General features: G+C 69.2%; 28 protein-coding genes. 20 read left to right on the plus strand and 8 right to left on the minus strand.

Going from position 1 to position 26,504, the window contains the following annotated elements; all coding sequences use genetic code 11:
* Nucleotides 1-229: 229 nt before the first annotated feature.
* The 15 genes from KAK03_RS22605 (at nucleotide 230) to KAK03_RS22675 (ending at nucleotide 9,767) form a co-directional block, all read left to right on the plus strand.
* Nucleotides 230-709: a hypothetical protein gene (locus tag KAK03_RS22605; RefSeq protein ID WP_210856943.1), complete on the plus strand. Its 480-nt coding sequence runs from the start codon at nucleotides 230-232 to the stop codon at nucleotides 707-709.
* Between the two features lie 216 nt (nucleotides 710-925).
* Nucleotides 926-1,318 (plus strand): hypothetical protein, encoded by a 393-nt coding sequence (locus KAK03_RS22610; RefSeq protein ID WP_210856944.1) that lies wholly within the window; start codon nucleotides 926-928, stop codon nucleotides 1,316-1,318.
* A 115-nt stretch (nucleotides 1,319-1,433) separates the two neighbouring features.
* Entirely contained in the window at nucleotides 1,434-2,006 is a 573-nt protein-coding gene (locus KAK03_RS22615) for a dihydrofolate reductase family protein (protein ID WP_210856945.1), read from the plus strand.
* Nucleotides 2,007-2,305: 299 nt separating this feature from the next.
* Nucleotides 2,306-2,719: a hypothetical protein gene (locus tag KAK03_RS22620; RefSeq protein ID WP_210856946.1), complete on the plus strand. Its 414-nt coding sequence runs from the start codon at nucleotides 2,306-2,308 to the stop codon at nucleotides 2,717-2,719.
* A 117-nt stretch (nucleotides 2,720-2,836) separates the two neighbouring features.
* Complete coding sequence (locus KAK03_RS22625; protein ID WP_210856947.1) at nucleotides 2,837-3,292, plus strand: NUDIX domain-containing protein; 456 nt, start codon at nucleotides 2,837-2,839, stop codon at nucleotides 3,290-3,292.
* Nucleotides 3,293-3,447: 155 nt separating this feature from the next.
* A complete protein-coding gene (locus KAK03_RS22630; protein ID WP_210856948.1) occupies nucleotides 3,448-4,005 on the plus strand; it encodes a GNAT family N-acetyltransferase in 558 nt (185 codons plus the stop codon).
* Nucleotides 4,006-4,237: 232 nt separating this feature from the next.
* Nucleotides 4,238-4,759 carry a GFA family protein gene (locus KAK03_RS22635; protein WP_210856949.1) on the plus strand — a complete coding sequence of 174 codons (522 nt, stop codon included), beginning with the start codon at nucleotides 4,238-4,240 and terminating at the stop codon, nucleotides 4,757-4,759.
* A gap of 345 nt (nucleotides 4,760-5,104) precedes the next feature.
* On the plus strand, nucleotides 5,105-5,542 hold the full coding sequence (locus tag KAK03_RS22640) for an SRPBCC family protein (RefSeq protein WP_210856950.1): 438 nt from the start codon (nucleotides 5,105-5,107) through the stop codon (nucleotides 5,540-5,542).
* A 295-nt stretch (nucleotides 5,543-5,837) separates the two neighbouring features.
* On the plus strand, nucleotides 5,838-6,134 hold the full coding sequence (locus KAK03_RS22645) for a DUF1801 domain-containing protein (RefSeq protein WP_310738707.1): 297 nt from the start codon (nucleotides 5,838-5,840) through the stop codon (nucleotides 6,132-6,134).
* A 483-nt stretch (nucleotides 6,135-6,617) separates the two neighbouring features.
* The gene (locus KAK03_RS22650; protein WP_210856952.1) at nucleotides 6,618-6,902 is read left to right on the plus strand and encodes a hypothetical protein; all 285 of its coding nucleotides are present in this window, start codon (nucleotides 6,618-6,620) and stop codon (nucleotides 6,900-6,902) included.
* Nucleotides 6,903-7,051: 149 nt separating this feature from the next.
* Nucleotides 7,052-7,402 carry a DUF2200 domain-containing protein gene (locus KAK03_RS22655; protein WP_210856953.1) on the plus strand — a complete coding sequence of 117 codons (351 nt, stop codon included), beginning with the start codon at nucleotides 7,052-7,054 and terminating at the stop codon, nucleotides 7,400-7,402.
* A 107-nt stretch (nucleotides 7,403-7,509) separates the two neighbouring features.
* Nucleotides 7,510-8,037 carry a P-loop NTPase family protein gene (locus tag KAK03_RS22660; RefSeq protein ID WP_210856954.1) on the plus strand — a complete coding sequence of 176 codons (528 nt, stop codon included), beginning with the start codon at nucleotides 7,510-7,512 and terminating at the stop codon, nucleotides 8,035-8,037.
* A gap of 36 nt (nucleotides 8,038-8,073) precedes the next feature.
* Nucleotides 8,074-8,496 carry a DUF3052 domain-containing protein gene (locus tag KAK03_RS22665; RefSeq protein ID WP_247661358.1) on the plus strand — a complete coding sequence of 141 codons (423 nt, stop codon included), beginning with the start codon at nucleotides 8,074-8,076 and terminating at the stop codon, nucleotides 8,494-8,496.
* 116 nt (nucleotides 8,497-8,612) lie between these two features.
* Nucleotides 8,613-9,152: a hypothetical protein gene (locus tag KAK03_RS22670; protein ID WP_210856955.1), complete on the plus strand. Its 540-nt coding sequence runs from the start codon at nucleotides 8,613-8,615 to the stop codon at nucleotides 9,150-9,152.
* A 33-nt stretch (nucleotides 9,153-9,185) separates the two neighbouring features.
* Complete coding sequence (locus KAK03_RS22675) at nucleotides 9,186-9,767, plus strand: hypothetical protein (RefSeq protein WP_210856956.1); 582 nt, start codon at nucleotides 9,186-9,188, stop codon at nucleotides 9,765-9,767.
* On the opposite strand, the gene KAK03_RS22680 is transcribed toward KAK03_RS22675, so the two are convergent.
* The 8 genes from KAK03_RS22680 to KAK03_RS22715 all read right to left on the minus strand — a co-directional run bounded on the left by KAK03_RS22680 (nucleotide 9,754) and on the right by KAK03_RS22715 (nucleotide 21,113).
* A complete protein-coding gene (locus KAK03_RS22680; protein WP_210856957.1) occupies nucleotides 9,754-11,178 on the minus strand; it encodes a glycoside hydrolase family 30 protein in 1,425 nt (474 codons plus the stop codon). The two genes, KAK03_RS22675 and KAK03_RS22680, sit on opposite strands and share 14 nt — an antisense overlap.
* Nucleotides 11,175-12,707: a tryptophan halogenase family protein gene (locus KAK03_RS22685; RefSeq protein ID WP_210856958.1), complete on the minus strand. Its 1,533-nt coding sequence runs from the start codon at nucleotides 12,705-12,707 to the stop codon at nucleotides 11,175-11,177. The genes KAK03_RS22680 and KAK03_RS22685 overlap by 4 nt, the downstream gene beginning before the upstream one ends.
* Nucleotides 12,708-12,717: 10 nt before the next feature.
* Nucleotides 12,718-13,794 (minus strand): ABC transporter ATP-binding protein, encoded by a 1,077-nt coding sequence (locus KAK03_RS22690; protein ID WP_210856959.1) that lies wholly within the window; start codon nucleotides 13,792-13,794, stop codon nucleotides 12,718-12,720.
* Nucleotides 13,791-14,660 carry a carbohydrate ABC transporter permease gene (locus tag KAK03_RS22695; RefSeq protein WP_210856960.1) on the minus strand — a complete coding sequence of 290 codons (870 nt, stop codon included), beginning with the start codon at nucleotides 14,658-14,660 and terminating at the stop codon, nucleotides 13,791-13,793. The genes KAK03_RS22690 and KAK03_RS22695 overlap by 4 nt, the downstream gene beginning before the upstream one ends.
* Nucleotides 14,657-15,544: a carbohydrate ABC transporter permease gene (locus tag KAK03_RS22700; protein ID WP_210856961.1), complete on the minus strand. Its 888-nt coding sequence runs from the start codon at nucleotides 15,542-15,544 to the stop codon at nucleotides 14,657-14,659. The genes KAK03_RS22695 and KAK03_RS22700 overlap by 4 nt, the downstream gene beginning before the upstream one ends.
* Nucleotides 15,544-16,818 carry an ABC transporter substrate-binding protein gene (locus KAK03_RS22705; RefSeq protein ID WP_375140997.1) on the minus strand — a complete coding sequence of 425 codons (1,275 nt, stop codon included), beginning with the start codon at nucleotides 16,816-16,818 and terminating at the stop codon, nucleotides 15,544-15,546. Before KAK03_RS22705 ends, KAK03_RS22700 begins: the two co-directional genes overlap by 1 nt.
* Nucleotides 16,819-16,826: 8 nt before the next feature.
* On the minus strand, nucleotides 16,827-18,182 hold the full coding sequence (locus KAK03_RS22710; protein WP_210856962.1) for a GH1 family beta-glucosidase: 1,356 nt from the start codon (nucleotides 18,180-18,182) through the stop codon (nucleotides 16,827-16,829).
* Nucleotides 18,183-18,266: 84 nt separating this feature from the next.
* Nucleotides 18,267-21,113: a TonB-dependent receptor gene (locus KAK03_RS22715; protein ID WP_210856963.1), complete on the minus strand. Its 2,847-nt coding sequence runs from the start codon at nucleotides 21,111-21,113 to the stop codon at nucleotides 18,267-18,269.
* Nucleotides 21,114-21,260: 147 nt separating this feature from the next.
* Between KAK03_RS22715 and KAK03_RS22720 the strand changes: the two genes are divergently transcribed.
* The 5 genes from KAK03_RS22720 (at nucleotide 21,261) to KAK03_RS22740 (ending at nucleotide 26,504) form a co-directional block, all read left to right on the plus strand.
* Nucleotides 21,261-21,950 (plus strand): response regulator transcription factor, encoded by a 690-nt coding sequence (locus KAK03_RS22720; RefSeq protein WP_210856964.1) that lies wholly within the window; start codon nucleotides 21,261-21,263, stop codon nucleotides 21,948-21,950.
* Nucleotides 21,951-21,953: 3 nt separating this feature from the next.
* Nucleotides 21,954-23,441, plus strand: coding sequence for a sensor histidine kinase (locus KAK03_RS22725; RefSeq protein ID WP_210856965.1), 1,488 nt, complete (start codon nucleotides 21,954-21,956; stop codon nucleotides 23,439-23,441).
* A gap of 116 nt (nucleotides 23,442-23,557) precedes the next feature.
* Complete coding sequence (locus tag KAK03_RS22730; protein ID WP_210856966.1) at nucleotides 23,558-24,778, plus strand: ABC transporter substrate-binding protein; 1,221 nt, start codon at nucleotides 23,558-23,560, stop codon at nucleotides 24,776-24,778.
* Nucleotides 24,775-25,674 (plus strand): carbohydrate ABC transporter permease, encoded by a 900-nt coding sequence (locus KAK03_RS22735; RefSeq protein WP_210856967.1) that lies wholly within the window; start codon nucleotides 24,775-24,777, stop codon nucleotides 25,672-25,674. The genes KAK03_RS22730 and KAK03_RS22735 overlap by 4 nt, the downstream gene beginning before the upstream one ends.
* The gene (locus KAK03_RS22740; RefSeq protein WP_210856968.1) at nucleotides 25,671-26,504 is read left to right on the plus strand and encodes a carbohydrate ABC transporter permease; all 834 of its coding nucleotides are present in this window, start codon (nucleotides 25,671-25,673) and stop codon (nucleotides 26,502-26,504) included. Before KAK03_RS22735 ends, KAK03_RS22740 begins: the two co-directional genes overlap by 4 nt.

Genomic DNA, 26,504 nt, shown 5'->3' on the forward strand with positions numbered 1-26,504 from the left:
TGGGTGGTGTACTTGGTAGTCATCGGTGCAGTTATTCTTTTCGCCGGCCTCTAGTGGGGCAAGAGTGCGGCCTAACCGCTCGCTGGAACCGACGCCCACCGTCATGCCACTTGGCCCGCTTCCCGGCTTAGGTCATCATCCGTACAGCGGGCCAAGCGCCATGCTGGCGTTCGCGGCTCAGCCCGATCGTTAGGCCTCGCAGATCAGCTCTCGCGTGCCCAAGAGAACAATGCAACTGCCCCGACTTTTCGCCAGTACCCTAGCTGTCGCCTCTTTGGCCGCGCAGTCGCAGACCAGGGCGCTGTCCTATGAAAACGCTCCAGGAATCCTCTACGCCGCAACGAAGGTTCCTGCCCTCTATCAAAGCATCTGCGCAAAGAGGTTTCCGGAACTAGCCGCCGCGAGCCTCATTGCACATGATGAGTGGAAGCGCGCCAACCGCAAGGTGCTTGACGAGATTGACGTAATCTTTACCGAGTACACGAGGCACTGGGCTAAGGTCCGGAACCAAACTGCCTCATCACGCAAGAAGCAATACGACGATCTCGTAGCCAGCAACGTCCGCAACATCGAGCAGAAGATGGACGCCCGGCCTGTTGCCGAAACCGAGAATACATGTCGCAACTTTGACGAGATCGTTCTTGGCAGAATCAAGAGTGTCGAGGACGCGTTTCGAAACGAACTGGCTGTCGCGCGCAAGGGTCCGTAGCCTACCTCGGCGAGGCCTAACCCCTCGCTGGAACCGACGCCCACCGGCATGGCACTTGGCCCGCTTCCCGGCTTAGGCCATCATCCATACAGCGGGCCAAGCGCCATGCCGGCGTGCATGGCTCAGCTCGAACGTTAGGCCGCATCTATGTTCGCATGGCTACGTTCCCTCATCAGCGCTGCTGCGGTTGTCGAGCTTCATAGCGGTCGTATACGCGTGCGCGACGTTTCGAATGGAAGGGAGTTTGAGTTCGAGCCGCTACTCAGCATCGATGCCGACCAACGCGTCGTTTCTGTGGGGCGTCCAATCGATGCCTCGGCTGTTAAGACGTACTCACCGTTCGCAAACCCCGCTGCCTTTGCTGGTGACCGAAGAATTGCCGAGCTGATACTGGCCTTTGCCTATTCGAAGCTCGGTGCGTCGGCTTGGCTCAAGCCGGCGCCTCGGATCGTACTGGCGGTTGTTGCTGATGATGCGAACGGTGCGCGACTCCTGAGTGACGATGCTCTGGTCGAGTTGTCCGCTTCTGCTGGTGCTCGGGCTACTGTGATCCATCGCGGAGGTTCGATCTCCGACGTGGAAGCGCTGAAGTTGCTCGATGCGACCTAACGCCTCGTTGGAGCGGGCGCGTGAGGGATAAAGTGCCATGCTCAGACCTCGGCGTGCGCGCCGCTCAACTCAACCGTTAGGCGGCGACAACACTGTCCTTCTAACTTCCCTCGCCATGAAGACGCAGTACTACACAGCCACAAGCCTTGATGGCTTCATTGCGACAGAGGAGGACTCGCTGGACTGGCTGTTCCCGCTTGGGGACATCAACGACACCGGCTACCCCTCCTTCATTGCCCATGTGGGGGCACTGGCCATGGGTTCAGCCACGTACATGTGGATGGTGCGCCATGCGGAGAAGGTGGCGGAGCAGGCTGGCTCGCCATGGCCTTACGAACAGCCCGCTTGGGTGTTCTCTCATCGCACCCTGCCGCCCATTGAGGGGGCTGACGTCCGCTTCGTTCAAGGGGATGTGCGGGCGGTCCACAAAGAGATGGTTCGCGCTGCAGGCGCCAAGAATGTCTGGGTCGTCGGTGGTGGGGATCTTGCAGGCCAGTTCTTTGACGCCGGGCTTCTGGACGAAGCCATCATTCAGGTCGCTTCGGTCACCTTGGGCAAGGGAAAGCAGCTCTTTCCACGTCGAGTCACCAGTCCGCCCTGGAAGCTCCTTTCCGTTCGCCAGGTGGGCACAGGCTTTGCGGAACTGCGCTATGAGCTCCCCAACCCACGCGCCGCAGTCGCCGCCTGACCGCTCGCTACAACCGACGCCCACTGCCATGCCGGCGCTCGCGTCAGCTTCCCCGTCAAGTAGACAGGCCAAAGGCAGAGACTTCCTGGCGGCAGGTGCGGGTAGTGCACTCGCCAACGTACCGTGCGTATCGCCCCTGGGCCCATGCCGCCAGACCCGCCGTTCAACCCTTGCCCGCTGCGGCCGGCAGAGTTGACTCCATTGTTGGGCGCCAAGGTATGACGTTTCGACTGTGCGCATTCGCGGTTCTATCGGCCCTGCTATGGCGGGCAAGCTTGGCTGATACACCTCCGCCGCCCATGACTTTCGACGAGGAGGTCTGCAGCGCGCGCCACGTCTTCCTCGGAACGGCTACGAACCTGAGGTTGGTGAATGCCAGTCAGGTCCGGATGTGCCAAGGTGAACCAGCAACGCATGGCGGCGCATGGACCTCTTGCGTTGGCGCTGACGTTGACCTCACCGTCTTGGAAGTGCTCTTCCCCTCGACCTGGGAACGTGGACCGGGGGTTGTTGACGGATTCGGTGGCGGCCTCTTCTCGACAGACAGCCGCAAGGCAGATCTTGAAGAGCAGACCTGCATCTTCCACGTGCTTCCGGACTCCGTCGGGGGAAGCACATTGGTGACGTCGGCGCCTTGGGTGATTGGCAAGAGCCCGAGGGACAAGGAACAGGTGACGGCAGCGCTGACCAGGTGCCGGTGGCGAGATGCCTGATCTGTCGCTCACCCAGACACCCAACGGCATGACGCCTTCCAGCCTGCGTTCAGGCTGGGCCTCCGGCGCCATGCCGGTGCGGCGCCGGTCAGTTACACGCCAAGGACCGTGAAACCCATGCAACATCGAATCTCCGCCGGCGTCATCGTGGAACACGACGGTCGCTTGCTGCTTGTCCGCCACGTGAAGCCTGGCGCCTACGATTTCTGGGTGGCGCCGGGAGGCGGCGTCAAGGGCACGGAGTCCCTTGAGGAGGCGGCTGCCCGGGAGGCGCGCGAGGAGACAGGACTCGAGGTCCAGGTGGGCCGACTGCTCTATGTGGAGGAGTTCTTCAACCCGGAGTGTCGGCACGTCAAGTTCTGGTTCGCTGCCCGCTTCATGGGCGGGCAACTGAACTGGAGCCACCCCGACACCGTGGCCGAGCACATCACGCAGGCGGCTTGGCATGAACCCGGGGCGCTGTCCGGGCTCACCGTCTTTCCGTCCTTCCTCACCACCCGGTACGCCAGTGACCGTGAGGAAGGCTTTCAGCAGCCGGTTCGCTTGCCGCTTCGAGAAATGACCTTCTGGTAAGGCAGGCCAGCGGTGTCTGAGCCGTTGTTCAACGTGAGCGCCACGGGCATGGCAGCTTGCCCGCGGGGCGCTGCCTGCCTATCCTCAGCCTCTCGGGCTGAGTGGCATGGCAGCGTCGGCCCCTGGGTTCACAAGTCAGGCCGCCAATTCGCTCCATGGACACACCAGACATCTTTCCCGATCGGCTGATCTCGGATCGTCTGCTCATCCGGCCGGCTGCCCCCGGTGATGGCGAGGCGTTCTACGCGGCGCTCATCGAGTCGCAGGCAGAGCTCTCGCCGTGGCTGGCCTGGACGTTTCCGCCGCCGTCGGTGGCCTTCTGTGAGATGGAATGCAGGAAGGCCCACGGCTGCTACCTGCTGGGTGAGGATTGGATGGTGTTCTTTTTCGAGCGAGGGTCAGGACGGCTGGTGGGCGGTGGCGGCCTGCACAAGGCCGACTGGAAGCTTCGCAAGTTCGAAGTCGGCTACTGGTGTCGCACCGGACACGGCGGGCAGGGCCTGATCACGGAAGCCGTCCAGACGCTTGCCGATCACGCCATGACGGTGCTGCGGGCCAACCGGCTGGAACTCAGTGTCGATGACAACAACCGGAAGTGCTGGCAACTGGCAGAGCGCACAGGGTTCACACTGGAGGGCCTGCACCGCAATGCCGGGTTCACGCCACAAGGACGGCTGCGCCACCTGCGCATCTACGCCAAGATTCCTGCATGACCTCTGGCGACGTTTGACAGCCACAGGCCGGGTGCCTGGCCTGCGGGGCGCGCATCAGCGGCATCCGCCGCGGGCCCAGGGCGCACCCGGGTCCGCATTGCAGGTCGTGCGTCGGGGGCGACAAGCCCCGCGGTTCATGGTCCATGGTGCATCATCTGGCACCGGGCCGGCGGCGGATGTCGTCCGCGGGCCGAATGGCCTCAACATCAGGCGCTTCAGGAAGGGCACAGCCATGCCTCCCCCGAATTCGTTCCCCGCTGAAGGTGGCTGCGATTGCAGGGCAGTGCGCTACCGCATACAGACCGCGCCGCTGTTCGTCCACTGCTGTCATTGCCGCTGGTGCCAGCGGGAGTCTGGCGCGTCCTTCGCGCTGAACGCCATGATCGAGGCCGTTCGAGTCGTTACGCTGGGTCAAACGCCGGAGTTGGTCGATACCCCATCGGAGAGCGGCAATGGCCAGATGATCGCTCGCTGCCCCCACTGCAAGATCGCTGTGTGGAGCCACTATGCCGGCGCCGGACCGCTGATCAAGTTCATTCGGGTCGGCACGCTCGACAACCCGGACCTGCTGCCGCCGGACATCCACATCTTCACGGCATCCAAGCAGCCCTGGGTCGTGCTGCCCGTGGGCGTACCGGCCGTGACGGCCTACTACGATCGCGAGCACCATTGGCCACCTGAGAGCCTGGCGCGGCGGCAGGTCATGCTGCCGCACATCGAGGCCTATCTGGCCGCCAGACAACGCTCGGCCTGAGGCCCCGCAGGCGCTGACCGTCACAAGCAACGCACCTGGCCTGGCTGCTGGCCGTGGTGCATCATGCGTGCCATCGACCAAACGCCAGGCGCCTGCTGCTGGCTCGGCTGCAACGCTCTTCGCCCATGACGCACGATCCGTCGAACATCGCCCGGGCGCGCAGTGAACGAAACGCGCCATGGGCCAGGGTGGACATGCGTGCCAGGGCTGCGTGGCAACCTTCGTCCCCATGGAGCGCCACGGCGCCAAGCTGCACGATCCAGGGCTCGGTCGATGTCTCGCACGCTCAATCGTCGTCAGGCAGGCGGCGACAACGTTCCGCAGCCGATGAACGAGGAAGCACCCATGAAGACACTGACTTTCGACACCACTGTCCGCGCGCCACGGTCCACGGTGTGGGCCACCATGCTGGATCCGCAGGGCTACCAGGCTTGGACGGCCGCGTTCGCGCAAGGCTCGCACTTCGTTGGTTCGTGGGACCAGGGCGCCAAGATCCTGTTCCTCTCACCGTCGGGCGACGGGATGGTGTCGGAGATCGCTGAGCACCGACCGGAGGAGTTCGTCCGCATCCGACACCTGGGCATGATCGAGAACGGCGTGGAGGACACGACCAGCGACAAGGTGCGCGCCTGGGCACCCGCTGACGAGACCTACCGCCTGCTGGATGTGCCGGGTGGCTGCCAGCTGGTCGTGACGCTGGACACCGCGGCCGAGTGGGAACAGTACATGCTGGACACCTATCCGAAGGCGCTGGCCCTGCTCAAGGGACTGTGCGAGCGGTAGCCCGCCGGGCAGACCTCACGCGGTGGCGACGACGGCCGGTCGTCGGCTCCAGCCGATGCTCAGGGCTGAGGAACGGCCGCTGCCGGACTATCATGGCCTTGGTCCGGGCTGATGCCGTCGTCTTGAGCGCGCGGCCCGGTTCCCACGACAGGTTGCAGGGGGCCATGTGGCTGCACCAGGTCCATCGTCCGCACCGCCCAGACTCCTGGCCGGCGGGAATCCACAGATCGCCAAGGCTGACGGTGATGCACCGGTCCAGGCCTACCTCAGCGCCGTTCCCGGCTGGAAGCGCGGCGTGGCCGAGCGCCTCGATGCACTGATCTGCGAGGCCGTGCCCGGCGTCAGCAAGGCCGTGCGCTGGAACTCACCGATGTACGGGATCCCGGGCCAGGGCTGGTTCGTCAGCTTCCACATCTTCACCGGTTTCGTGAAACTCACCTTCTTCAAGGGCACCTCCCTGCGTCCGCCCCCGCCGGGTGGCAGCGCCCAGGAGGCCCGGTGGATCAACCTGGTGGAAGGGGCCCTGGACGAGGAGCAGGTGCTGGCGTGGATCCGCCAGGCGGCGGCCCTACCGGGCTGGGGCAAGTTCTAGCGCCGGACTCGGACGCGGCCACGCCGCCCCGCCCCCCGGGCCGGTGCCTCATGCGGTCCCGATGGCTGTCCCGAGGGTTGACGTGGCGCGCAAGGTGCCGGGCGCCCACTGCCTCCGCACCCTGGGTGTGCAGATCTTCACGCGCGTGGGACTGGCCGGGAGGCGGTACACCATGGCGACCGCGCACGCCAAGGCCGCCGTGGCGCGTGCCGCGGGCACCGTGATGGGGGGACTGGGGCACACGCTGGTGCCAGAGCAGTCCGTGACGCGTGGCGACCTGCCGCGTTGAGCCGTGGGGGCGGTGGCATGCAGGCTTCTTGCGCATAGCCCAGGTGAAGGCGCTCCGCCCTGGGCCGTGGTGTGCAGACCATGGCCTTGGATTCGAGCGACGCACCACCAACCATCAGACGGTCTTCAGTTCCGACGCCCACAGTGGACGCACAGTCAGCGTCGACTGGAACCCGTCGGAAGAAAGGATGGACCATGATGTTCGCGAACACGGTATTGGCATGGGGCCTCGGGGCGGCCCTGACCAGCGTGGCGGCCTGGGCGGCGCCACCCCGCTCGGTGGATCAGGAGGCGCCCGGTGTGCGCACAGCCTGGCAGATGGTGCCGGTGGAGACACGTCCCGGCGATGCGGCCCATGGGTGGCGCTACTTCGTGCAGCCGGGGGAGCATCGCGCGGTGGTGATCAGCCCCAGCGGGGACTACTACTACAGCCAGGGACAAGGCCTGGCGCGCGTGTTCACCGCCGGCGGCGCGGGATGAGCCGCCACTGCGCCCGCCGGTGTTGCCCGGGCTGGCGCGCGGGCCTGGCGCGTGGTCGAATCGCGGGCCGGGCTCGCTGAGCAGCCCCCCCGGGCCCGGTTCCTGCCCCAGACGGCAGGCCGCAAGCGTTCCCCCACCGACCTGCCACCATGACCGAGCACCGCCTCTTCGCCATGCCCTTCGCCGCCGTGTACCCGGCCTATGTGAACAAGGCCGAGCGCAAGGGGCGCACCCGCGCCGAGGTGGACCAGGTCATCTGCTGGCTGACGGGCTACGACGCCGCCGGCTTGCAGGCGCGGATCGATGACCGGTCGGACATCCGCAGCTTCTTCGCCGGTGCGCCGGCCTTGCATCCGAACAGGACCTTGATCACGGGTGTGGTCTGTGGCGTGCGGGTCGAGGCGGTGCAGGACCCGCTGATGCAGCAGATCCGCCAACTGGACAAGCTGGTGGACGAGCTCGCCAAGGGCAAGGCGATGGAGAAGGTCCTGCGCGCCTGACGCGGGCCTTCGGGCACCCGCCGCCGGACGGCCGCACACTGCACAATGCCGGGGTCGGCCGCGGCGCTCCGCCAGGTCATTCAGGCCCGACCCGGGCCCCGCGATCCATGCGTGTGCACATCACCGGTGCGTCTGGCAGTGGTACCTCGACCCTGGGTGCGGCCCTGGCCGCCGAGCGGTCGATGCGGCATCTGGATGCCGACGGCTACTACTGGTTGCCCACCACGCCGCCGTTCCAGGCCAAGCGCGACCCGGGCGAACGCCTGGCGTTGCTGCGGCGCGACCTGCTCTCGGGCGAGGACGTGGTGCTCAGCGGCTCGATCATGGGCTGGGGCGCCGAGCTGCAGGATGCCTTCGACCTGATCGTGTTCCTGTACCTGCCGGCTGCGCTGCGGGTGCAGCGGCTGCGGCAGCGGGAGATCGAGCACCTGGGCCACGCCGACGAGGCCTTTCTGCGCTGGGCGGCGCAGTACGACGAGGGCCCCCCGGAGGGCCGCAGCCTGGCCAGGCACCAGGCCTGGCTGGCGCAGCGCTCATGTCCGCTGCTGCGCCTGCAGGCCGACGAATCCGTGGCGCAGCGGCTGGACCAGGTGCGCCGCGCCTGGCCGAGCCGGGCCATCCGGCCTGGGGCCTGAGTGCACGATGCCCTTGTGCGTGAGTGAGGAGACACCATGGCTGCCGGTTACTCAGGAACGCCGCTGCTGAAGAAGCTGGGCATCACGGCCAGCACCCGCCTGGTCGTGCTGGAGCCACCCCCCGAGCTGCCGTCACTCTACGGGCCGCTGCCCGAGGGCACCCAGCGCCAGCCGGCGGTGACGGCCAGCACCACGCTGGTCCATCTGTTCGTGGCCCAGCGCGATACGCTGGCGCAGGCGCTGGCCGAGTTGCGTGCGTCGCTCCAGCCCGACGCGGCGGTGTGGGTGTCCTGGCCGAAGAAGGCGTCGAAGGTGCCCACCACCGTCACCGAGGACGTGATCCGCGAACTGGCGCTGCCGCTGGGCTACGTGGACATCAAGGTGTGCGCGGTCAGCGAGGTGTGGTCCGGCCTGAAGCTGGTGGTGCGGCAGGCCTTGCGCGGCTCGGCGGCCGGGTGAGTTCGGGTGCCAGCACGGCGCGGATCACCGGTCAGGCTCTTGGCTGACGGCCCGGATGCGGTCATCATGGCGCGGGCATGTCCCGCCCGGTTCCTGGCTCTCGCTCAGATCGAACGATGCAACGTCGCACCGCGCTCACCACTGCACTCGGCGCCACGCTGACAGCCACCCTGCCGGGTGTCGCTCGGGCGCTGTATGACCCGCGACCGCACCCCTGGCTGGCGGCGGCCGTGGGCGCATGGGCGGGCACGCTGACCTACCTGGACTGGAGCCGCCCGGACACGCGGGTCACGCTGCCCTGCCAGCTGTCGGTGTCGCTGGCGGCGCCGCAGGAGCTGGCGCTGTTCTTCGAGTTCGACGATGGCCCCGGCAAGCGGGTGTACTCCTACGAGCGCATGGCTTTTGATTTCGCGGCGCAGGCGCTGGTGTGGTCCACCGGCATTGCCAAGCCCGGCACGTCACAGCACCGAATCACCCGTGCCGAGGCGGGCGGCGAGGGCAGCCAGATCGCCTTCGAGCGTGCCGTGGACGACCGCATCGACCGCCATGTGCTGGCGGTGGGCCCGAAGACACTGGCCTGGTCCAAGACCGAACACGCGGCCTCGGGCACGGCCACGCTGCGCAACGCCTATGCCCTCCAGCGCGTCGGATCCTGAACGCTGTCAGCGCCGCTGCTGGGCGAGGCACGCATGCTGAGGCACCTGGTCCAGGCGCTGCTGGCGGGCTGGGTGCTGCACAGCCTGTGGCGCGTGGTGGCGGCACCGCGCCATGCGGTGCAGGTGGGCACCGAACTGGGCGCGCGCTGCCCTGCTGAGGCGGCGTTCCAGGTCTACATGCGGGTGCGCGAGTTCTACCTGGCGCTCAGCCCGGCCCACCTGAAGTACGAGATGCGGGGCGAGCACCTCGGCCCCGACACCGTGATCGATGTCTGGGAGCAGGCGGGCTTCCAGCGGGTGCAGCACCAGTACCGGGTGGCCGCGCTGGTGCCTGGGCGGCGGATGGACCTGGTGTCCGCGCAGAGCCAGGTCCGCGTGCTGGGTCTGTTCCGCAGCACCTCGCGCTCGGAGGTGAGCTTTCGTTTTGATCCGGATGGCCCGGCCGCCTGCCGGCTGGGGCTGAGCATCTGCATCGTCTTTCCGAATGCCTGGCGCCACCTGCTGGCGCGCCTGTTCTTCACCCAGGCCATCTGGCAGCGCCACGCCGAGCAGGAGATGCAGGCGCTGGCGCGGGTGATCCAGCAGCGGTACCGCGACCAGGCTACCGCGGCGTGAGGCGGCCCGGTCCGGGCCACACCACCGTGGCCACACTCTCGCGCGGCAGGCGTAGCGTGGTGCTGCGCCCGTTCAGGCGCAGCGTCAGCCAGCGCTCATCGGGCGCCGAGTTGCACAGGGCCAGCACCACCGAGCCATCATCGGCGTTGCGAAAGGCCACGCTGTCGATCCCGTCACGGCCCGGTGAGCTGCCGATGCGCACCGCACCCGGCCGCACCCAGCGGCTGACGTGGCCCAGCGCGTAGTACTCCAGGTTGCGTGTGACCGTGCCGGTGGCGGTGTTGATGCTGACCACCCCGCGGCAGTCGGGGCAGCCGCCCAGGTGCGGGCCGCCCTGGTCGTCCAGTGCCAGGTTCCACATCAGCACGCCGCGCGCCCAGTGGCGGATGCTGCCGATCACCACATGGCGCATCATCCACGGCAGGGTCTCGGGCCAGTGCGGTTTCCAGCGGCCACCGGAGCACTCGGTGAACCAGGTGTCCTTGTCGGGGTGGGCGTCGTGCACCACCGACTGGACCCGCGCGTCGCCGGCATAGCAATGCCAGCCCACGCCGCTGACAAAGCGCCGGGCCTGGGCGTCGGACAGCATCTCCAGCGGCGCCTGCGGCTGGTCCCAGTTGTGGTCCCATTCGATGATCTGCACCGGTGGCTGGCGCCCGGCCAGCAGCGGGCCCAGGTGCTGGCCCACCAGCGCGGCGCGGTCCTGTGATTCGATGCGCATGCCGGGGTAGTCGCCGGGCTCGAAGTGGGGCTCGTTCTGCACCGTCAGCGCGAAGATCGGCACGCCTTCGCGGGCCATCTCGTCCACATAGCGCACCAGGTAGCGGGCGAACACGCCGTGCCGGTCGCGCCGCAGACTGCCCTGGATCAGCGAATCGTTGGTCTTCATCCAGCCGGGGGCGCTCCAGGGCGAGGCCATCACCTGCAGGCGCGGGTTGATTGCACGCGCCTGGCGCACCACCGGGATCACATCGGCGCGCTGCGGCGCCAGGGAGAAGCCGGCCAGCGCCTCATCGGTCTGGCCGGGCGGCAGGTCGTTGAAGCTGTAGTGGCGGGTGGAGAAGTCCGAGGCGCCGATCGTCAGCCGGGTCAGCGAAAAACCCAGCGCGTCGCCCTGGCGGCCGAACAGCTCGCGCAGCAGCGCGCTGCGGCGCGCCGGCGGCAGGGCCATCAGCAGCTGCGCCGAGGCGTCGGTGATGCTGGCGCCCAGACCGCTCATGGTCTGGAAGCGCTGGGCGGGGTCGACCTCGATCAGCTGCCCGCGCGGCGCTGGCGCGGGGCGCAGCGGCGGCTGCGCCTGCATCAGCTGCAGGCCGTCGCCGCTGGTGACCCAGGCCCGCGGCGCGGCCTGCGCAGGTGCGCCCAGGCCCAGTGCGGCGGCCAGCAGGGACAGCGTGAGCAGGCGCTTCATGCCATGGCCTTCGGGCTGGGGGCGGCGCAGTGCTCGGCGATGAACTCGGCATGGCTGGGCATCACCTGCACACAGCGGCCGATCACCTGTTCGACACCGTCCACGAAGTCCTGTACCTCGGCCAGCGGACGCTGTGCGGCCAGCGGGTGGTAGGCGCGCGGGCGCATGCGCTGGCCATACATCACCTGGAACCAGCTGGCCTCGGCGAACAGTTCGTTGCCTTCGCGCACCACGCGGCCGTTGCTGAGGAACAGGGCCATGCGGTGGCGCAGCGATTCGGGCACCTCCATCGTGCGGCAGTGGTTCCAGAACGGCGAGTCGCTGCGGTCGGTGGCGTGGTAGTGCAGGATCAGGAAGTCGCGGATGCGCTCGTATTCGTAGCGGGTCTGGCGGTTGTATTCGGCGATGTCGGCGCTGTCGAAACCGGCATGCGGGAAGAACTGGATGATGCGGGTGATCGCGGTCTGGATCAGGTGGATGCTGGTGGACTCCAGCGGCTCCAGGAAACCGCTGGACAGGCCCACCGCCACGCAGTTGCGGTCCCAGAAGCGCAGCCGCCGGCCGGTGACGTAGCGGATGGTGCGCGGCTCGGCCAGGGGCTCGCCGTCCAGGTGGTTCAGCAGGATGGACTGTGCCTCGTCCTCGCTCATGAAGCGGCTGCAGAACACATGGCCGTTGCCGATGCGGTGCTGCAATGGAATGCGCCATTGCCAGCCGGCACTGTGGGCGGTGGAGCGGGTGATGGGCAGCAGCGGCTCGACGCTGGCGCAGGGCACGGCGATCGCGCGGTCGCAGGGCAGCCAGTGGCGCCAGTCCTCGTAGCCCACCATCAGCGTCTGCTCCATCAGCAGCGCGCGGATGCCCGAGCAATCGATGAAGAAGTCACCGTCGATCTGCTGGCCGCTGGCCAGCGTGACGCCGGTGATGAAGCCGTCGCCGGGGCGCTGGTGCACGCGGGTGATGCGGCCTTCGTGGCGGCGCACGCCGCGCTGCTCGGCAAAGCCGCGCAGGAAGCGCGCGTACAGGCTGGCGTCGAAGTGGAAGGCGTAGGCGATGTCGGCCAGCGGCGAGCCGGCCATGTCGGCGCGCGGGCGCATGAAACGCGCCTGCAGCGGCGCGGCGGTGTTGATCGACACCGCGGCCAGATCGCCCCCGCGGCCCTCGGCCTGGCGGCGCAGCCACCAGTGGTGGAAGGGCGTGCCGTGGTAGTCATGGCCGATGGTGCCGAAGCCGTGAATGTAACGGTCGCCCAGCTGGCCCCAGTTGACGAACTCGATGCCCAGCTTGAAGCTGCCCTGGGTGGCGCGGATGAAGTCGTCCTCGTTGATGCCCAGGGCCTGGTTGAAGACGCGGATGTGGGGGATCGTGGCCTCGCCCACGCCGATCGTGCCGATCTCGTCGGACTCGACCAGGTGGATCTCGTGCAGCGGGCCGAGCAGGGTGGACAGGGCCGCGGCGGTCATCCAGCCGGCGGTGCCCCCGCCCACGATGACCACGCGGCGCGCGGGTTGGAATTGCAGTTCGCTCATCAGGATGCTCTCAGCAACGCTGGCCGGTGGCGGCGTCGAACACCGACGCCCCGGCCGCATGGATCGTGAAGCGCAGGCGCTGGTCCGGCGCCGGCAGCACCGGCTCGGACCACAGCGCGGCCAGCAGGCAGCCGCCCAGGTCCAGCCAGACCACGGCCTGGCCGCCCAGCGGTTCGACCAGCTGCACCGCTGCCTCATAGGGGCCGTCGGGGTGCAGCCGGACCTGGTCGGCGCGCAGGCCCAGATGCACCGCCTGGCCGTCGCGCGGCGGGTGGTCCAGCGTGGCCGGGTCCAGCAGCAGCTGCAGGCGCGAGGACACGAACGAGACCTGGCCCTGCGGGCCCACGCGCAAGGTGCCGGCTTCGAAGGCCATGCCCGGCGAGCCGACGAAGCTGGCCACGAAGCGGTTGGCCGGGCGGCCGTAGACCTCGGCCGGTGTGCCGACCTGCTGGATGCGGCCCTCGTGCATCACCACCAGGCGGGTGGCCAGGGTCATGGCCTCGACCTGGTCGTGGGTGACGTACACCATGGTCGAGCCCAGCTGGCGATGCAGCAGCTTCAGTTCGCGCCGCAGCTCGGTGCGCAACTGGGCGTCCAGGTTGGACAGCGGCTCGTCGAACAGGAACAGCGCCGGCTCGCGGACCAGCGCGCGGCCGATGGCCACCCGCTGGCGCTGCCCGCCCGACAGCTGCGCGGGCTTGCGCTGCAGCAGCGGCTCGAGCTGCAGCAGGCGGGCCACGCGCTGCACGCGCTGCGCCACCTCAGCGGCTGGCAGCCCGGCCACGCGCAGCGCGAAGCCGATGTTGCCGGCCACCGTCATCGTCGGGTAGAGCGCGTAGGACTGGAACACCATGCCGATGCCGCGCTCGGCGGGGTCGGCGTCGGTCATGTCGTGCCCGCCGATCAGCACCTGTCCCTGCCGCACCTCAACCAGGCCGGCGATCGCGTGCAGCAGCGTGCTCTTGCCGCAGCCGGACGGGCCCAGCAGCACGATGAATTCGCCGTCGGCCACCTCCAGGTCCAGGCCCTGGAACACCGGCGCGCGGCCGTGCCCGGCGGCCAGCTGTCGCAGGACCAGGCGGCTCACTTGACGGCTCCGGCGGCGATGCCGCGCACGAACCAGCGGCCCGAGCCGAAGTACACCAGCAGCGGCACCAGCGAGGTCAGCAGCGTGGCGGCCATGTTCAGGTCATAGCGGCGCTCGCCAGTGCTGGTGTTGACGATGTTGTTGAGCTGCACGGTCATCGGTTGCCAATCGGGGCCGGCGAAGACCAGGCCCAGCAGGTAGTCGTTCCACACGCCGGTGACCTGGATGATGCCGGCCACCACCATGATGGGCAGCGACATCGGCAGCATCAGCTGCACGAAGACGCGCCAGAAGCCGGCGCCGTCCACCCGCGCCGCCAGGAACAGCTCGCGCGGCAGCGACAGGAAGTGGTTGCGAAACAGCAGCGTCATCACCGGCATGCTGAACACCAGGTGCACCAGCACGATGGCCGGCAGCGTGCCGAACAGGCCGCCGGCGGCCAGCGTCTTGACCAGGGGGTAGATCATCACCTGCACCGGCAGGAAGCCGCCCAGCAGCAGCGCGCCGAACAGCCAGCCGGCGCCGCGTGGCTGCCAGTAGGACAGCGCGTAGCCATTGAGCGCGCCCACCCCAATGGGCAGCAGCGTGGAGGGCAGGGCGATCGCCACCGAGTTCCAGAAGCCGCTGCGCACGCCGCCGCAGTCCACGCCGGCGCAGGCCTCGCTCCAGGCGGCCTGCCAGGCCTGCAGCGTGGGGTTGTCGGGCCAGGCCAGGGGGCTGCTGGCGCGGATCTGGTCCATGTCCTTCAGCGAGGTGACCACCATCGCCCACAGCGGCAGCACGAAGAACAGTGCCGACAGCAGCAGGAAGGCGACCAGGCCCAGCCGGCCCACATCCAGACGGCGCGTCAGGCGGCGGCGCGTCATGCGGCCTCCTGTCGGCGGGCGCGCCAGTACAGCAGCGGCGCCACCAGCACCAGCACGCTCAGCAGCATCAGCACCGCGCCGGCCGAGGCCAGGCCGATGTTGGCGCGGCCGAACAGGTGGTCCATGATGAAGCGTGCCGGCACATCGCTGGCGTTGCCCGGGCCGCCCTGGGTCATGGCCACCACCGCGTCGAAGAGCTTGACCACGCCGGTGAACAGCAGCACCGTGGCGGTGGCCAGCGACGGGCCCAGCGAGGGCAGCACGATCTGCAGCAGCACCCGCCAGCGCGGGATGCCATCCACGCGCGCGGCCTGCCACAGCTGCGGGTCCACGCCGCGCAGGCCGGCCAGCATGATGGCCATCACCAGCCCGGCCGCCTGCCAGGTGGTGGCGATGACCAGGGTGTAGAGAACGCGGTCGGGGTCGATCAGCCAGTCGAAGCCCTCGCCGCCCAGCGCCCGCACGCCTGCCGCCACCGCGCCATCGGGCTGCAGCAGCCATTGCCAGACCAGGCCGGTGGCCACGAAGGACAGCGCATAGGGGTAGAGGAAGAGGCTGCGCAGCAGGTCCTCGGCGCGCACCTTCTGGTCGATCGCCACCGCCAGCAGGATGCCCAGGCCCAGGCAGGCCAGCATGAACAGGCCGCCATACAGCGCCAGGTGCTGCAGGGACTCCATCCAGCGGGCATTGCCCAGCAACCGCTCGTACTGCGCGAGGCCGACGAAGTCGTCCACCGGCAGCGTGCGCGAGCTGCTGAAGGACACCCTCAGCGTCCACAGCACCGAGCCGCCGTAGGCCAGCAGCACGGTCAGCAGCAGCGGGCCCAGGGCGGCCCAACCGACCAGGGCACGGCGCAGTCGCTGGAGAGTCCGCGGGCGGGGCATCAACTGCGCAGTGCCGCGAGGATGTCGCGCTGCACCTTCTCGACCGGAATGTTGCGGTTCCAGTAGGTGGTCAGGATGTCCTGCAGCGCGCCGTTCTGGTCGGGGGTCAGGTAGAGCTCGCCATTGCCCAGCTGGCGCGCCTTGTCCTTCATCGCCGCCACGCCCTGCTGGGCGCAGATGTCGAGCTTGCTGACGTCGACATCGGTGCGGATCGGGATCGAGCCCTTGCGCAGGCTGAACTCCACCTGCGTGGCGGGCTGGGTCACCACATGGGCCAGCAACTGCTGGGCCGGCTGCACACCGGGCGTCTTCTGGCGCGGGAAGACGAACACGTCGCCCTGGATGATGTAGGGCGCCTGCGGTCCGAAGCCGGGGATGCAGCCGTAATCGCGCCCGGCCACCTGGCGGGCCTGGGCGAACTCGCCCTTGGCCCAGTCGCCCATGAACTGCACACCGGCCTTGCCGCTGATCAGCATGGCGGTGGCGTCGTTCCAGTTGCGCCCGGGCGAGCCCTTGTCGACATAACCCTGCAGGCGCTTGAAGGTCAGCAGCACCTGGCGGAAGGCCTCGGAGTTGATGGCTGCGGGGTCGCGGTCGCGCAGCACTTTCAGGTAGAGCTCGCGCCCGCCCACATTGGTGAGCACCGCGGTGAAGACGGTGTTGTCCTGCCAGGCCTGGCCGCCATGCGCCAGCGGCACCAGGCCGGCGGCCTTGAGCTTGTCCAGCGCGGCGAACAGCTCTTCCATCGTGCGCGGCTCGGCGCTGATGCCGGCCTGCCTGAACGCCGCCTTGGAGTACCAGATCCAGGTGGGCATGTGGATGTTCACCGGCACCGCGTAATAGTGGCCCTTGATGCGGATCGCGCTGAGCACGATCTCGGGCAGGAAGCGGTCCCAGCCGTCCTTCTGTGCCACCTCGTCCATCGGCACCACCAGGCCCTGCTCGACGATGTCGTGGAACTGCTTGGTGGTGTTGAACTGCGCCGCGGTGGGCGGGTTGCCGCCGATGATGCGGTTGACCGCCACCGCGCGCGCCTGCTCGCCCAGCGCCACCGCCATGTCCACCCAGACGCCGCCGGCGGCGCGGTAGGCGTCGGCCAGCGTCTTCACGGCCGCCGACTCGCCGCCCGAGGTCCACCAGTGGATGACCTCGGCGCGCGGGCCCGGTGCGGGGGAGGCCGCCGGGGCGGGGGGCGTGGGGGCGGCCTGCGGCGCCGCCATGGCCAGGGCCAGGGCGGCGGGCAGCAGGGAGCGGGGCAGTCGGCGCATCGGCATGCAGTGTCTCAGGCGTGGAGGAAGCGGGCGTACCACTGCCCGCTGGCCTTCAGGATGCGCCGCTGCGTCGGGTAGTCGACATAGGTCAGCCCGAAGCGGCGGGTGTAGCCCTCGGCCCACTCGAAATTGTCGAGCAGGCTCCAGGCGAAGTAGCCCTTGAGCAGCACGCCCTGGCGCATCGCCTCGCGCGCGGCGGCCAGGTGGCGCGCCAGGTAGTCCAGACGTTGCTCGTCCGGCACCTGATCATCGGGGCCCAGCGTGTCGTCCCAGGTCGAGCCGTTCTCGGTCAGGTAGATCGGGCCGGGGGTGTAGTCGCGCTGCACACGGGTGAGCAGCTCGACCAGGCCTTCGGGCGAGACCTCCCAGCCGAAGGCGGTGCGCGGCACGCCCTCGCGTTCGACCACGCGGGTGGCCAGCGGACCCTGGCCGGGTGCATCGGCCACCTCTTCAGGGAAGTAGTAGTTGACGCCCAGGAAATCGGTGCGGGTGGCGATGGCCTGCAGGTCACCGGGGGCCACCTGCGGCGCCCGGTCGCCCAGCAGGGCCAGCGTGTCGGCGGGGTAGCCCCGGCCGTGCAGCGGGTCCAGGAACCAGCGGTTGCGCAGGCCGTCGTGGCGCTGCACCGCGGCCTGGTCGGCGGCCGAGTCGCTGGCCGCATGGATGGGGTGCAGGCTCAGCGTGATGCCCACCTGCGCGCCGGGGCAGGCGGCGCGGATCACCGGCACCGCCAGGCCGTGCGACAGCAGCAGGTGGTGGCAGACCTGGATCGCGGCGCCGAAGTCCTGCACGCCGGGCGCGTGGCAGCCCTCGGCATGGCCCAGGAAGGCGGTGCACCAGGGCTCATTGTGGGTGATCCAGTGGCGCACCCGGTCACCCAGGCGCCGCACCACCAGGCCGGCGTAGTCGACGAAGGCGTCCACCGTCTCGCGTTGCACCCAGCCACCGGCGTCCTGCAGCGCCTGCGGCAGGTCCCAGTGGTAGAGCGTGGCCCAGGGCTGCAGGCCGCGTTCGAGCATGCCGTCGACCAGGCGTTCGTAGAAATCCAGGCCGGCCTGCAGCGCCGGTCCGCGGCCGCTGGGCTGGATGCGGGGCCAGGCGATGGAAAACCGGTAGGCGTTGACGCCCAGCGATTGCGCCAGGTCCAGGTCCTCGGGCCAGCGGTGGTAATGGTCGCAGGCCACCGCGCCGCTGCTGGCGTCGCGGATGCGTCCGGGCTGGGCGCAGAAGCGGTCCCAGATCGATTCGCCGCGGCCGCCTTCATCGACGGCGCCCTCGATCTGGTACGAGGAGGTGGAGCAGCCCCAGCGGAAGTCGGGCGGGAAATCGGTGCGGCGCAGCTGGCGCGCCGTCGGAGCATCGAACATCGTGGCGTCGTGGTCGTGTCGGAGGAGCGACCGGGGCGGCCTGGTCGCGGGTTGCGCCAGGACCGCCCCGTTCGCGGGCCAGGGTCAGAACTTGTAGTTCACGCCCAGCAGGTAGCGGCGACCGTACTCGATGTAGCGCTCGGGCATCATGCGCAGCGGCGTCGAGGTGGACGAGTCATCCGCCAGCGCGGTCTTGTACGGCGTGTTGTCCAGGTTGTTGACCTGCAGCAGCACCGACACGCCCTTGAGCGGACCCGACTCCCAGCTGTAGCCCAGCTGCAGGTCGGTGATCTTCTCGGCGTCGATCGCCGAGAGCGACTTGTCGATCCACACGCCGCGCACTTCCGCCACGAACTTCGAGCGGTAGCGCTGCGCCACGCGGAACTGCCAGCCGTTCTTCTCGTAGTAGCCCTGCAGCGAGTAGACCTCGCCCGACAGGCCCTCCAGGCTGCGGTTCAGCGCGGCCTTGCCGTCATTGGCCGTGCCCGGCAGGTTGCTCACCGTGTGCGAGTAGCTGGCGATGATGCCGAAGCCGTCCAGCATCGGGCTCACCAGGTTGCCTTCCAGCGCGGCGGTGACCTCGTGGCCGGCCACATGACCGCCCTTGCCGTTGACCGGCGCGGTGAGCTTGCCGATGTTGCTGATCGGTGTGGTGCCCGAGGTGTTGGGGAAGCCGGTGAAGTCGAACTGGAAGTCCTCGACATAGATCGAGTTCGCCAGCTTCTTGTGGAAGCCCGCTACCGACACATAGCTGCGCTTGCCGAAGTACTTCTCCAGCGAGATGTCGATCGCCCGGGCGCGCCACGGCTCTAGGAAGGGGTTGCCGCCCGAGCCGGACCACTTGCCCAGGTCCTGGCCGCTGGTGGCCACACTGGCCGAGAAGCCGGCGCGCATGTCGTCCATGTTGGGCCGCGCCACCACCTTGGCCAGGCCGAAGCGCATCAGCAGCGAGGGCTGCAGCTCAGCCACCAGGTTCAGGCTGGGCAGCACGTCGGTGTAGCTGGTGCCGAAGGTCATCGGCGTGGCCGCATTGGCGTTGGCGTCCCACGCCAGACCGGTCGAGCTCTGGTTGGCATGCACCACCTGCAGACCCAGGTTGCCGCGCACCGGCACGCCGGCGTTGAAGTCCAGGTCGACCTTGCCGTAGGCGGTGGTGACCTTCTCGTCGACACCCCAGATCCGCCCCGGCGCCGAGGACTGGTTGACCACGCCCGAGTTGTACAGGCCGGCATTGATGGCCGCCATCATGTCGAAGCTGACCAGGCCCGGCACCTTCGAGAAGGCCATGTTCACCGGCGACTGCAACAGGCCGGCCGGGAAGGGCTGGCAGACATCGTTGCCGACGCAGGTGGTGCCGTTCTTCAGCGCATAGATGGTCTGGGTGCTGTTGCGGTCCTTGCTGCGCTGCGAGTAGTTGACACCCCCTTCGAAGCCACTGACGACGCCCCACTCCAGGTCCTTCTTGGCCCCCAGGCGCAGCGACTTGAGCTCGTCGCTGACATGGATCGGCGACAGCGAGCCCGCCTGCCCGACCCCGTTGAGGTTGCCCCAGCCCGACAGGCCGCGCAGCTGGATGTTGTTGGCGTCGCCGTAGTTGCCCAGCGGGGTGAACTGCGAGAAGCCACCATTGGGATTGGCCACGAAGTCGAAGCCGCCCAGGGTGGTGGCCGACGCATAGGCCTCGCCCACCAGTTCGTCGCGCTTGGCCTTCGACCAGCTCAGGTCGGCCACGCCCTTCCAGCCGGCGGCCAGGTTGGCTTCGGTGTTCCAGCCCAGGGCGGTGATGTTGTCATCGCGCTGGCCGTAGCGGGTCAGGATGCGCGGATCGACGTTGGTGACGCGGCCACCCACCAGGTAGCGGTCATTGCCGATGAGCTGGGTCTTGACGTTGCTGTAGATCGGGCCACCGTTGGCCTCGTGGCCGGGGGTGCCGTCGCCCGACCAGTTCGGCCCGAGGTCAGCCTGCAGCTCGCGGCCCTGGGCGTCCTGGCTGAACTTGGAGTAGTACAGGTCGACCTGGCTGCGGATGTCCTTGTTGGGCTTGAACTCCAGCACGGCCAGGGCGCCGTCGCGCACCTGCTTGGTGGCGGTGACGCCGGTCTCGAAGCCCTGCAGCGTGTGCGGCGCCTTGGACGGGTCGGTGTTCTCCAGGCCGCGGAAGGCGCCGCCCCAGATCGCCGAATTGCCCCACCACCAGTGCTTGAAGTAGCGCTCCTGGCTGGTGCTGTCCAGGTGGGCAAAGCCCAGCGCCAGGCCGACGGTGTTGTCGGCGAACTGGTCGACATAGGACACGCTCAGGCGGTTGCCGGTGGCGCTGCTGCCGGGCACCTGGGCGCCGTTGCTGTTGCGCTCGCCGCGCACGCCGACGCTGATGATGCGCTCGCGGAAGTCCAGCGGCCGCACCGTGCTCATGTTGACCGTGCCGGCCAGGCCCTGGCTGGCCAGGCTGGCATCGGGCGTCTTGTAGACCACGGCGCCGTTGATCAGCTCGCTCGGGAACTGGTCGAACTCGACCGAGCGGTTGTCGCCGGTGGAGACCACCTCGCGGCCATTGAGCAGCGTGACGCCGAACTTGGGCGCCATGCCGCGCACCGACAGCACCTGGTCGCGGCCGTTCACGCGCTGCGCGGTCAGGCCGGGCAGGCGGGCCAGCGACTCGGCGATGCTGATGTCGGGCAGCTTGCCCAGGTCCTCGGCCGAGACGGCCTCGACCACCGAGGTGGACTCGCGCTTGATGGCCACCGAGGTCTCGATCGCCCGGCGGATGCCGGTCACGACCACCGACTGGGTGTCCTGCGCGTCCTGTGCCAGCGCCGGGCCGGCCGGCAGGCCCAGCACCACCAGGCTGGCCAGTGCCAGCGGCGACAGACGCACCACCGGGGTGCCGGGCGACGAGAGAGAGCGCCGCTGTCGAGCGCGGGCATGTGTCATGGGATGTCTCCTGTGGTTGGAACGGGAAGCGGGCAGTGCACTGCGGCACCTTGCGCTGATTCTTAACGAGATGGAAATGTTGTTAATTGAACGTTAACCCTAGGTTGTCCACTTCCCGCCACGTCGCGCGCTACAGTCCGGGCCACCATGCCCACCACCCCCACGCTGCTGCTGGCCGAGGACGACGCCATCCTGGCCGACGCGCTGTCGGCCCAGTTGCAGCGGGCCGGCTTCCAGGTCGAGCACGCGCCCAACGGCGCGGTGGCCGAGTACCTGCTGCTGCGCCAGCCCTGGGATGTGGCGGTGCTGGACCTGGGCCTGCCCATGGTGGACGGCCTGACCGTGCTGCGCCGCGTGCGCGAGGCGCGCAAGCCGGTGCCGGTGCTGGTGCTGACCGCGCTGGACAGCCTGGCCGACCGCGTTGCCGGGCTGAACGCCGGGGCCGACGATTACCTCACCAAGCCCTTCGACTTCCCTGAGCTGGAAGCGCGGCTGCATGCGCTGCTGCGCCGCAGCCGCCCGGCCACCGGCGACATCGGCCTGGGCCGGCTGGTTTTCGACCGGCCCGCGCGCCGCGCCACGGTGGACGGCCAGGCGCTGGAGCTCAGCCCGCGCGAGTGGCTGCTGCTGGAGCTGCTGCTGAGCCGCCGCGAGCAGGTGGTCACCAAGGACGAGATCGTCCAGGCCTGGGCCGCCGATGGCGCCGATCCCGGGGCGGCCGGCTCGATCGAGGTCTTCATCCACCGGCTGCGCCGCAAGCTGGAGGACTCCGGCCTGTCGATCCGCACGGTGCGCGGGCTGGGCTACCTGCTCGAACCCGACACCACCCGCGCCTGAGGCATGAACGGCCTGCGTCACCTGGCCCGCCTGCCCGGTGCGCGCTCGCTGCACCGCCAGTTGCTGCTGTGGCTGCTGCTGCCGCAGGTGGTGCTGTGGCTGGCGGCGGCGGGCTTCACCTACAAGCTGGCCGGCCACTATGTGCAGGAGGCGATCGACGCCAGCCTGGTGCAGGCATCGCGTGCGCTGGCGCGGCAGATCAAGCCCACCGCCACCGGCCTGTACATCGATTTCCCGCGCTCGGCGCAGGAGATCCTGGAGGCCGACCCGTCCGACCGCGTGCTCTACGCCGTCAGCTCGCCGCCGGGTCAGTTCCTGATCGGCACGCCCAACCTGCCGGTGCCCGACATCCCCGAGCCGCGCCTGGGCGAGCCTTACCACTACGACAGCCTGCTGCCCGACCCGGCCCGCACCGAGGCCGCGCCCGAGCCGGTGCGCATGGTGGCGCTGTACCTGCCCTTTGCGGCCGAGGGCGCGTCGGACGGCATGATGCTGGTGCAGGTGGGCCGCTCGCGCGCCAACCGCGAAGAGCTGGCGCGACGCATCCTGGTCGACACCGCGCTGCCGCTGTCGGCGCTGGTGGTGCTGATGACGCTGATCGTCTGGGCCGGCATCCGCGCCGGCCTGCAGCCGCTGGACCAGCTGCAGCAGCGGGTGCAGGGCCAGACCGCCAACGACCTGGCGCCGATCGAGATCGAGGCGGCGCCGCCCGAGGTGCGCTCGCTGGCGCGCGCGATCAACACCCTGCTGGCCGAGGTGCAGCACAGCGTGGCGGCGCAGAAGCGCTTCATCTCGGACGCCGCGCACCAGCTGCGCACGCCGCTGGCCGGCCTGAAGAGCCAGACCGAGCTGGCGCTGCGCGAGGCCACCGACCCGGCGCTGCAGGCCCGGCTGACCCGGGTGCACGAGAGCGCCGCGCGCAGCGCGCACCTGGTCAACCAGTTGCTGACGCTGGCGCGCGCCGAGCCCGAGTCGGCCTCGCGCCAGGACCGCGCGGTGCTGGACCTGGCGCGGCTGGCGCGCGAGCTGACCGCCGAATGGGTGCCGCGCGCCCTGGCCGCCGGTGTGGACCTGGGTTACGACGAGCCCGAGCCGGCGCCGCCGCCCGAGGACACCCAGGTGGAAGGCATCGCGCTGCTGCTGCGCGAGGCGCTGCACAACCTGATCGACAACGCGGTGCGCTATGCCGGCGCCGGCCGTGTGGTGACGGTGCGGGTGCGCCAGGGTGGCGGGCAGGTCTGCATGGAGGTCGAGGACGACGGCCCCGGCCTGTCCGAGCCGGACCGCGAACGCATGTTCGAGCGCTTCACTCGCGCCCGCCACGACGGCAGCGGCTGCGGCCTGGGCCTGGCCATCGTGCGCGAGATCGTCGAGCGCCACGCCGGCCAGGTGCGCCTGCTGCCGGCCTCGCCGCGCGGCCTGCTGGCGCGCGCCTGCCTGCCGCAGGTGGCCGGCGGCGGGCCCGCCAGGGTAAGCCCCGAGCGTTCATAGTTTAATGAAACATTAACATCGCGGGCGTTTCCAGACCCTCTGCCCGCGTGTCCCGCCCTCCGCTTGCTCCCCCGTTCACCCGCCGCCGCGTTCTTGGCGCGGCCGGCGCCTGGTGCATGGGTGCCGCCGCTGGCCCGGCTGAGGCGCAGACGCCGCGCCGGCTCAGCGTGGCGGCCTTTCCGCTGCTGGACAAGCTGATCGAGGGCATGGCACCGCGCTGGCGTGAACGCCACCCCGGCGTGGCGCTGGAGGTGATCAGCCGCCAGTGGATGGACCACCACACGGCCATGACCACGGCGCTGTCCACCGCCTCGCACCTGCCCGACGTGATGGCGCTGGAGATCGGCTTCGTCGGCCGCTTCGGCCAGGGCAGCGGCCTGGAGGACCTGCGCCAGCCGCCCTTCAGCATCGAGGCCGATGCGCCACGCTGGATCCGTGGCGCCTACGAGCAGGGCCGCAACCGCCGCGGCGAGCTGGTGGCGGCGCCGGCCGACGTGGGCCCGGGCACGATGTTCTACCGCGCCGATGTGCTGGACAAGGCGGGCGTCGATCCGGCGCGCCTGAGCGCCTCGTGGGACAGCTACCTCGACGCCGGCCGCCAGATCCAGGCCCGCACCGGCGCCAGGCTGGTGGGGCATGCGCTGGAGCTCAAGGACATCGTCGCGCGCACCGGCATCGCCCCGGGTGACGGCCTGTACTACGGCGCCGACAATCACCCGCAGGTCACCTCGGCGCGCTTCGTGCGCGGCTTCACGCTGGCGCGCCAGGTGCGCCAGGAGCGCCTGGACGGCCGCTACATGATCTGGACCAACGAGTGGGTCGAGGCGCTGCGCCGCGGTCGCGTGGCCACCGCGCTCAGCGGCGCCTGGATGGCCGGCCAGCTCAGCGGCTGGCTGGCACCCGAAACCGCCGGCCTGTGGCGCGCCGCGCCGCTGCCCGAGGGGGCGCTGATCGGCTATGGCGGCTCCAGCTACGCCATCCCGCGCCGCTCCGACCCCGCCACCAAGGCGCTGGCCTGGGACTTCATCCGGATGATGACGCTGGACCCGGCGGTGCAGCTGCTGGCCTTCAAGCAGTTCGACGCCTTTCCCACGCTGCTGGCCACGCTGGACGATCCGTTCTTTGACGAGCCGCTGCCCTTCCTGGGTGGTCAGCGCGCGCGGCGCCAGTGGCGCGACACCGCGCGTCGCCTGCCCGCAGTGCCGGTGCACAAGCAGAACGCCTTTGCCGAGGAGGTGGTGGGCGGCGAGCTGGACAAGGTGATGGACCACGGCAAGGACATCACCCAGGCGCTGCAGGACGCCGCGCGGCTGCTGGAGAGGCGGGCCAACCGATGACCTCACCACGCCGCGCCTGGATCCCGCCCACCTGGGCACCCTACCTGTTCGTGGCGCCCTTCTTTGCGCTGTTCGCGGTGTTCGGCCTGTTCCCGCTGCTGTTCTCGCTGTGGCTGGCCTTCCAGTCCTGGGAGCCCACCGGCGGCCTGGGCGCGATGCACTGGGTGGGCCTGGACAACTTCGCCTTCGCCATCGGCGACGAGTGGTTCTGGAAGGGGCTGTGGAACACGCTGTGGCTGTCGGTGATGTCGGGCGTGCCGCAGCACCTGGTGGCGCTGCCGCTGGCGGCCTTCATCGACCGCCGCGTGCGCCGCGGCCGCGACTGGGTGGTGGGCGCGTACTTCCTGCCCTACATCACCAGCACGGTGGCGGTGGCCATCCTGTTCGCGTCCTTCTTCTCCACCGACTACGGCCTGGTCAACACCACGCTGCAGCGCCTGGCCGGCATCAGCGGCATCGACTGGCTCAACCGCCCCGAGTTCATCAAGCCAGCGATCGCGATGGTGGTGTTCTGGCGCTTCCTGGGCTTCAACCTGGTGCTGTACCTGGCGGCCATCCAGACCATTCCGCGCGACCTGTACGAGGCCGCCGCGCTGGACGGCGCCACGCCCTGGCGGCAGTTCCTGCACATCACGCTGCCCTCGCTCAAGCCGATGATCTTTTTCGGCGTCACGCTCAGCGTGATCGGCGGGCTGCAGCTGTTCGAGGAGCCCTTCGTGCTGACCAATGGCCGCGGCGGCTCGGACCAGGCCGGCATGACCGCGGCCATGTACCTCTACCGCATGGCCTTCGATTTCAATGACTTCGGCGGCGCCAGCGCCATGTCCTGGCTGCTGTTCCTGGTGGTGCTGGGCATGACCTGGCTGACGCACCGACTGCTCAAGCCCAGCGAATGAAGCGCGCCACCACCCCGTCGCTGGCCACCGGCGCCGCCTACGCCGTGGTGGGGGCCGGCGCGCTGCTGATGCTGGCGCCGTTCTGGTTCATGTTCGTCTTCGGCACGCACCCGCGGGGCGAGATCTTCCGCCTGCCGCCGCCGGCCTTCTTCGGCAGCGCGCTGCTGGAGAACCTGGGCATCCTGACCGCCAAGCTGCCGTTCTGGCACAACGTGGGCTGGAGCCTGTACGTGGCGCTGATGTCCACCGGCCTGACGCTGCTGTTCTGTTCGATGGGCGGCTATGCCTTCGCGCGGCTGGAGTTCCGCGGCAAGAACGCGCTGTTCGGCTTCGTGATGGGCACGATGCTGCTGCCCACCTTCATGAACATGATCCCCACCTTCATGGTGATGGACGCGCTGGGCTGGATCGACCAGCACCGCGCGCTGTACATCCCCGGCGCGGCCAGTGCCTTCGGCATCTTCCTGGTGCGCCAGTACGCCGGCAGCGCCATCCCGAAGGAGCTGGTCGAGGCCGCGCGCATGGACGGCTGCAGCGAGTGGGGCATCTACTGGCGCATTGCGCTGCCGCTGCTGCGCCCGGCGCTGGGCACGCTGGGCCTGGTCACCTTCATCGGCTCGTGGAACAACTTCATGGCGCCGCTGGTGGTGATGCGCAGCACCGCCCATTACACGCTGCCGCTGGCGCTGCGCACGCTGCAGGCGCCCAGCAGCACCGAATGGGGCGCGCTGATGGCCGGCTCGGCCATCGCCACCTTGCCGTTGATCGTGCTGTTCGCGATCAGCTCACGCCAACTCATCGCCGGTCTGACGGCCGGCGCCGTCAAGTGA

Origin of the sequence: Ideonella alba (assembly GCF_018069845.1) — a bacterium.
GTDB lineage: Bacteria > Pseudomonadota > Gammaproteobacteria > Burkholderiales > Burkholderiaceae_C > Ideonella > Ideonella alba.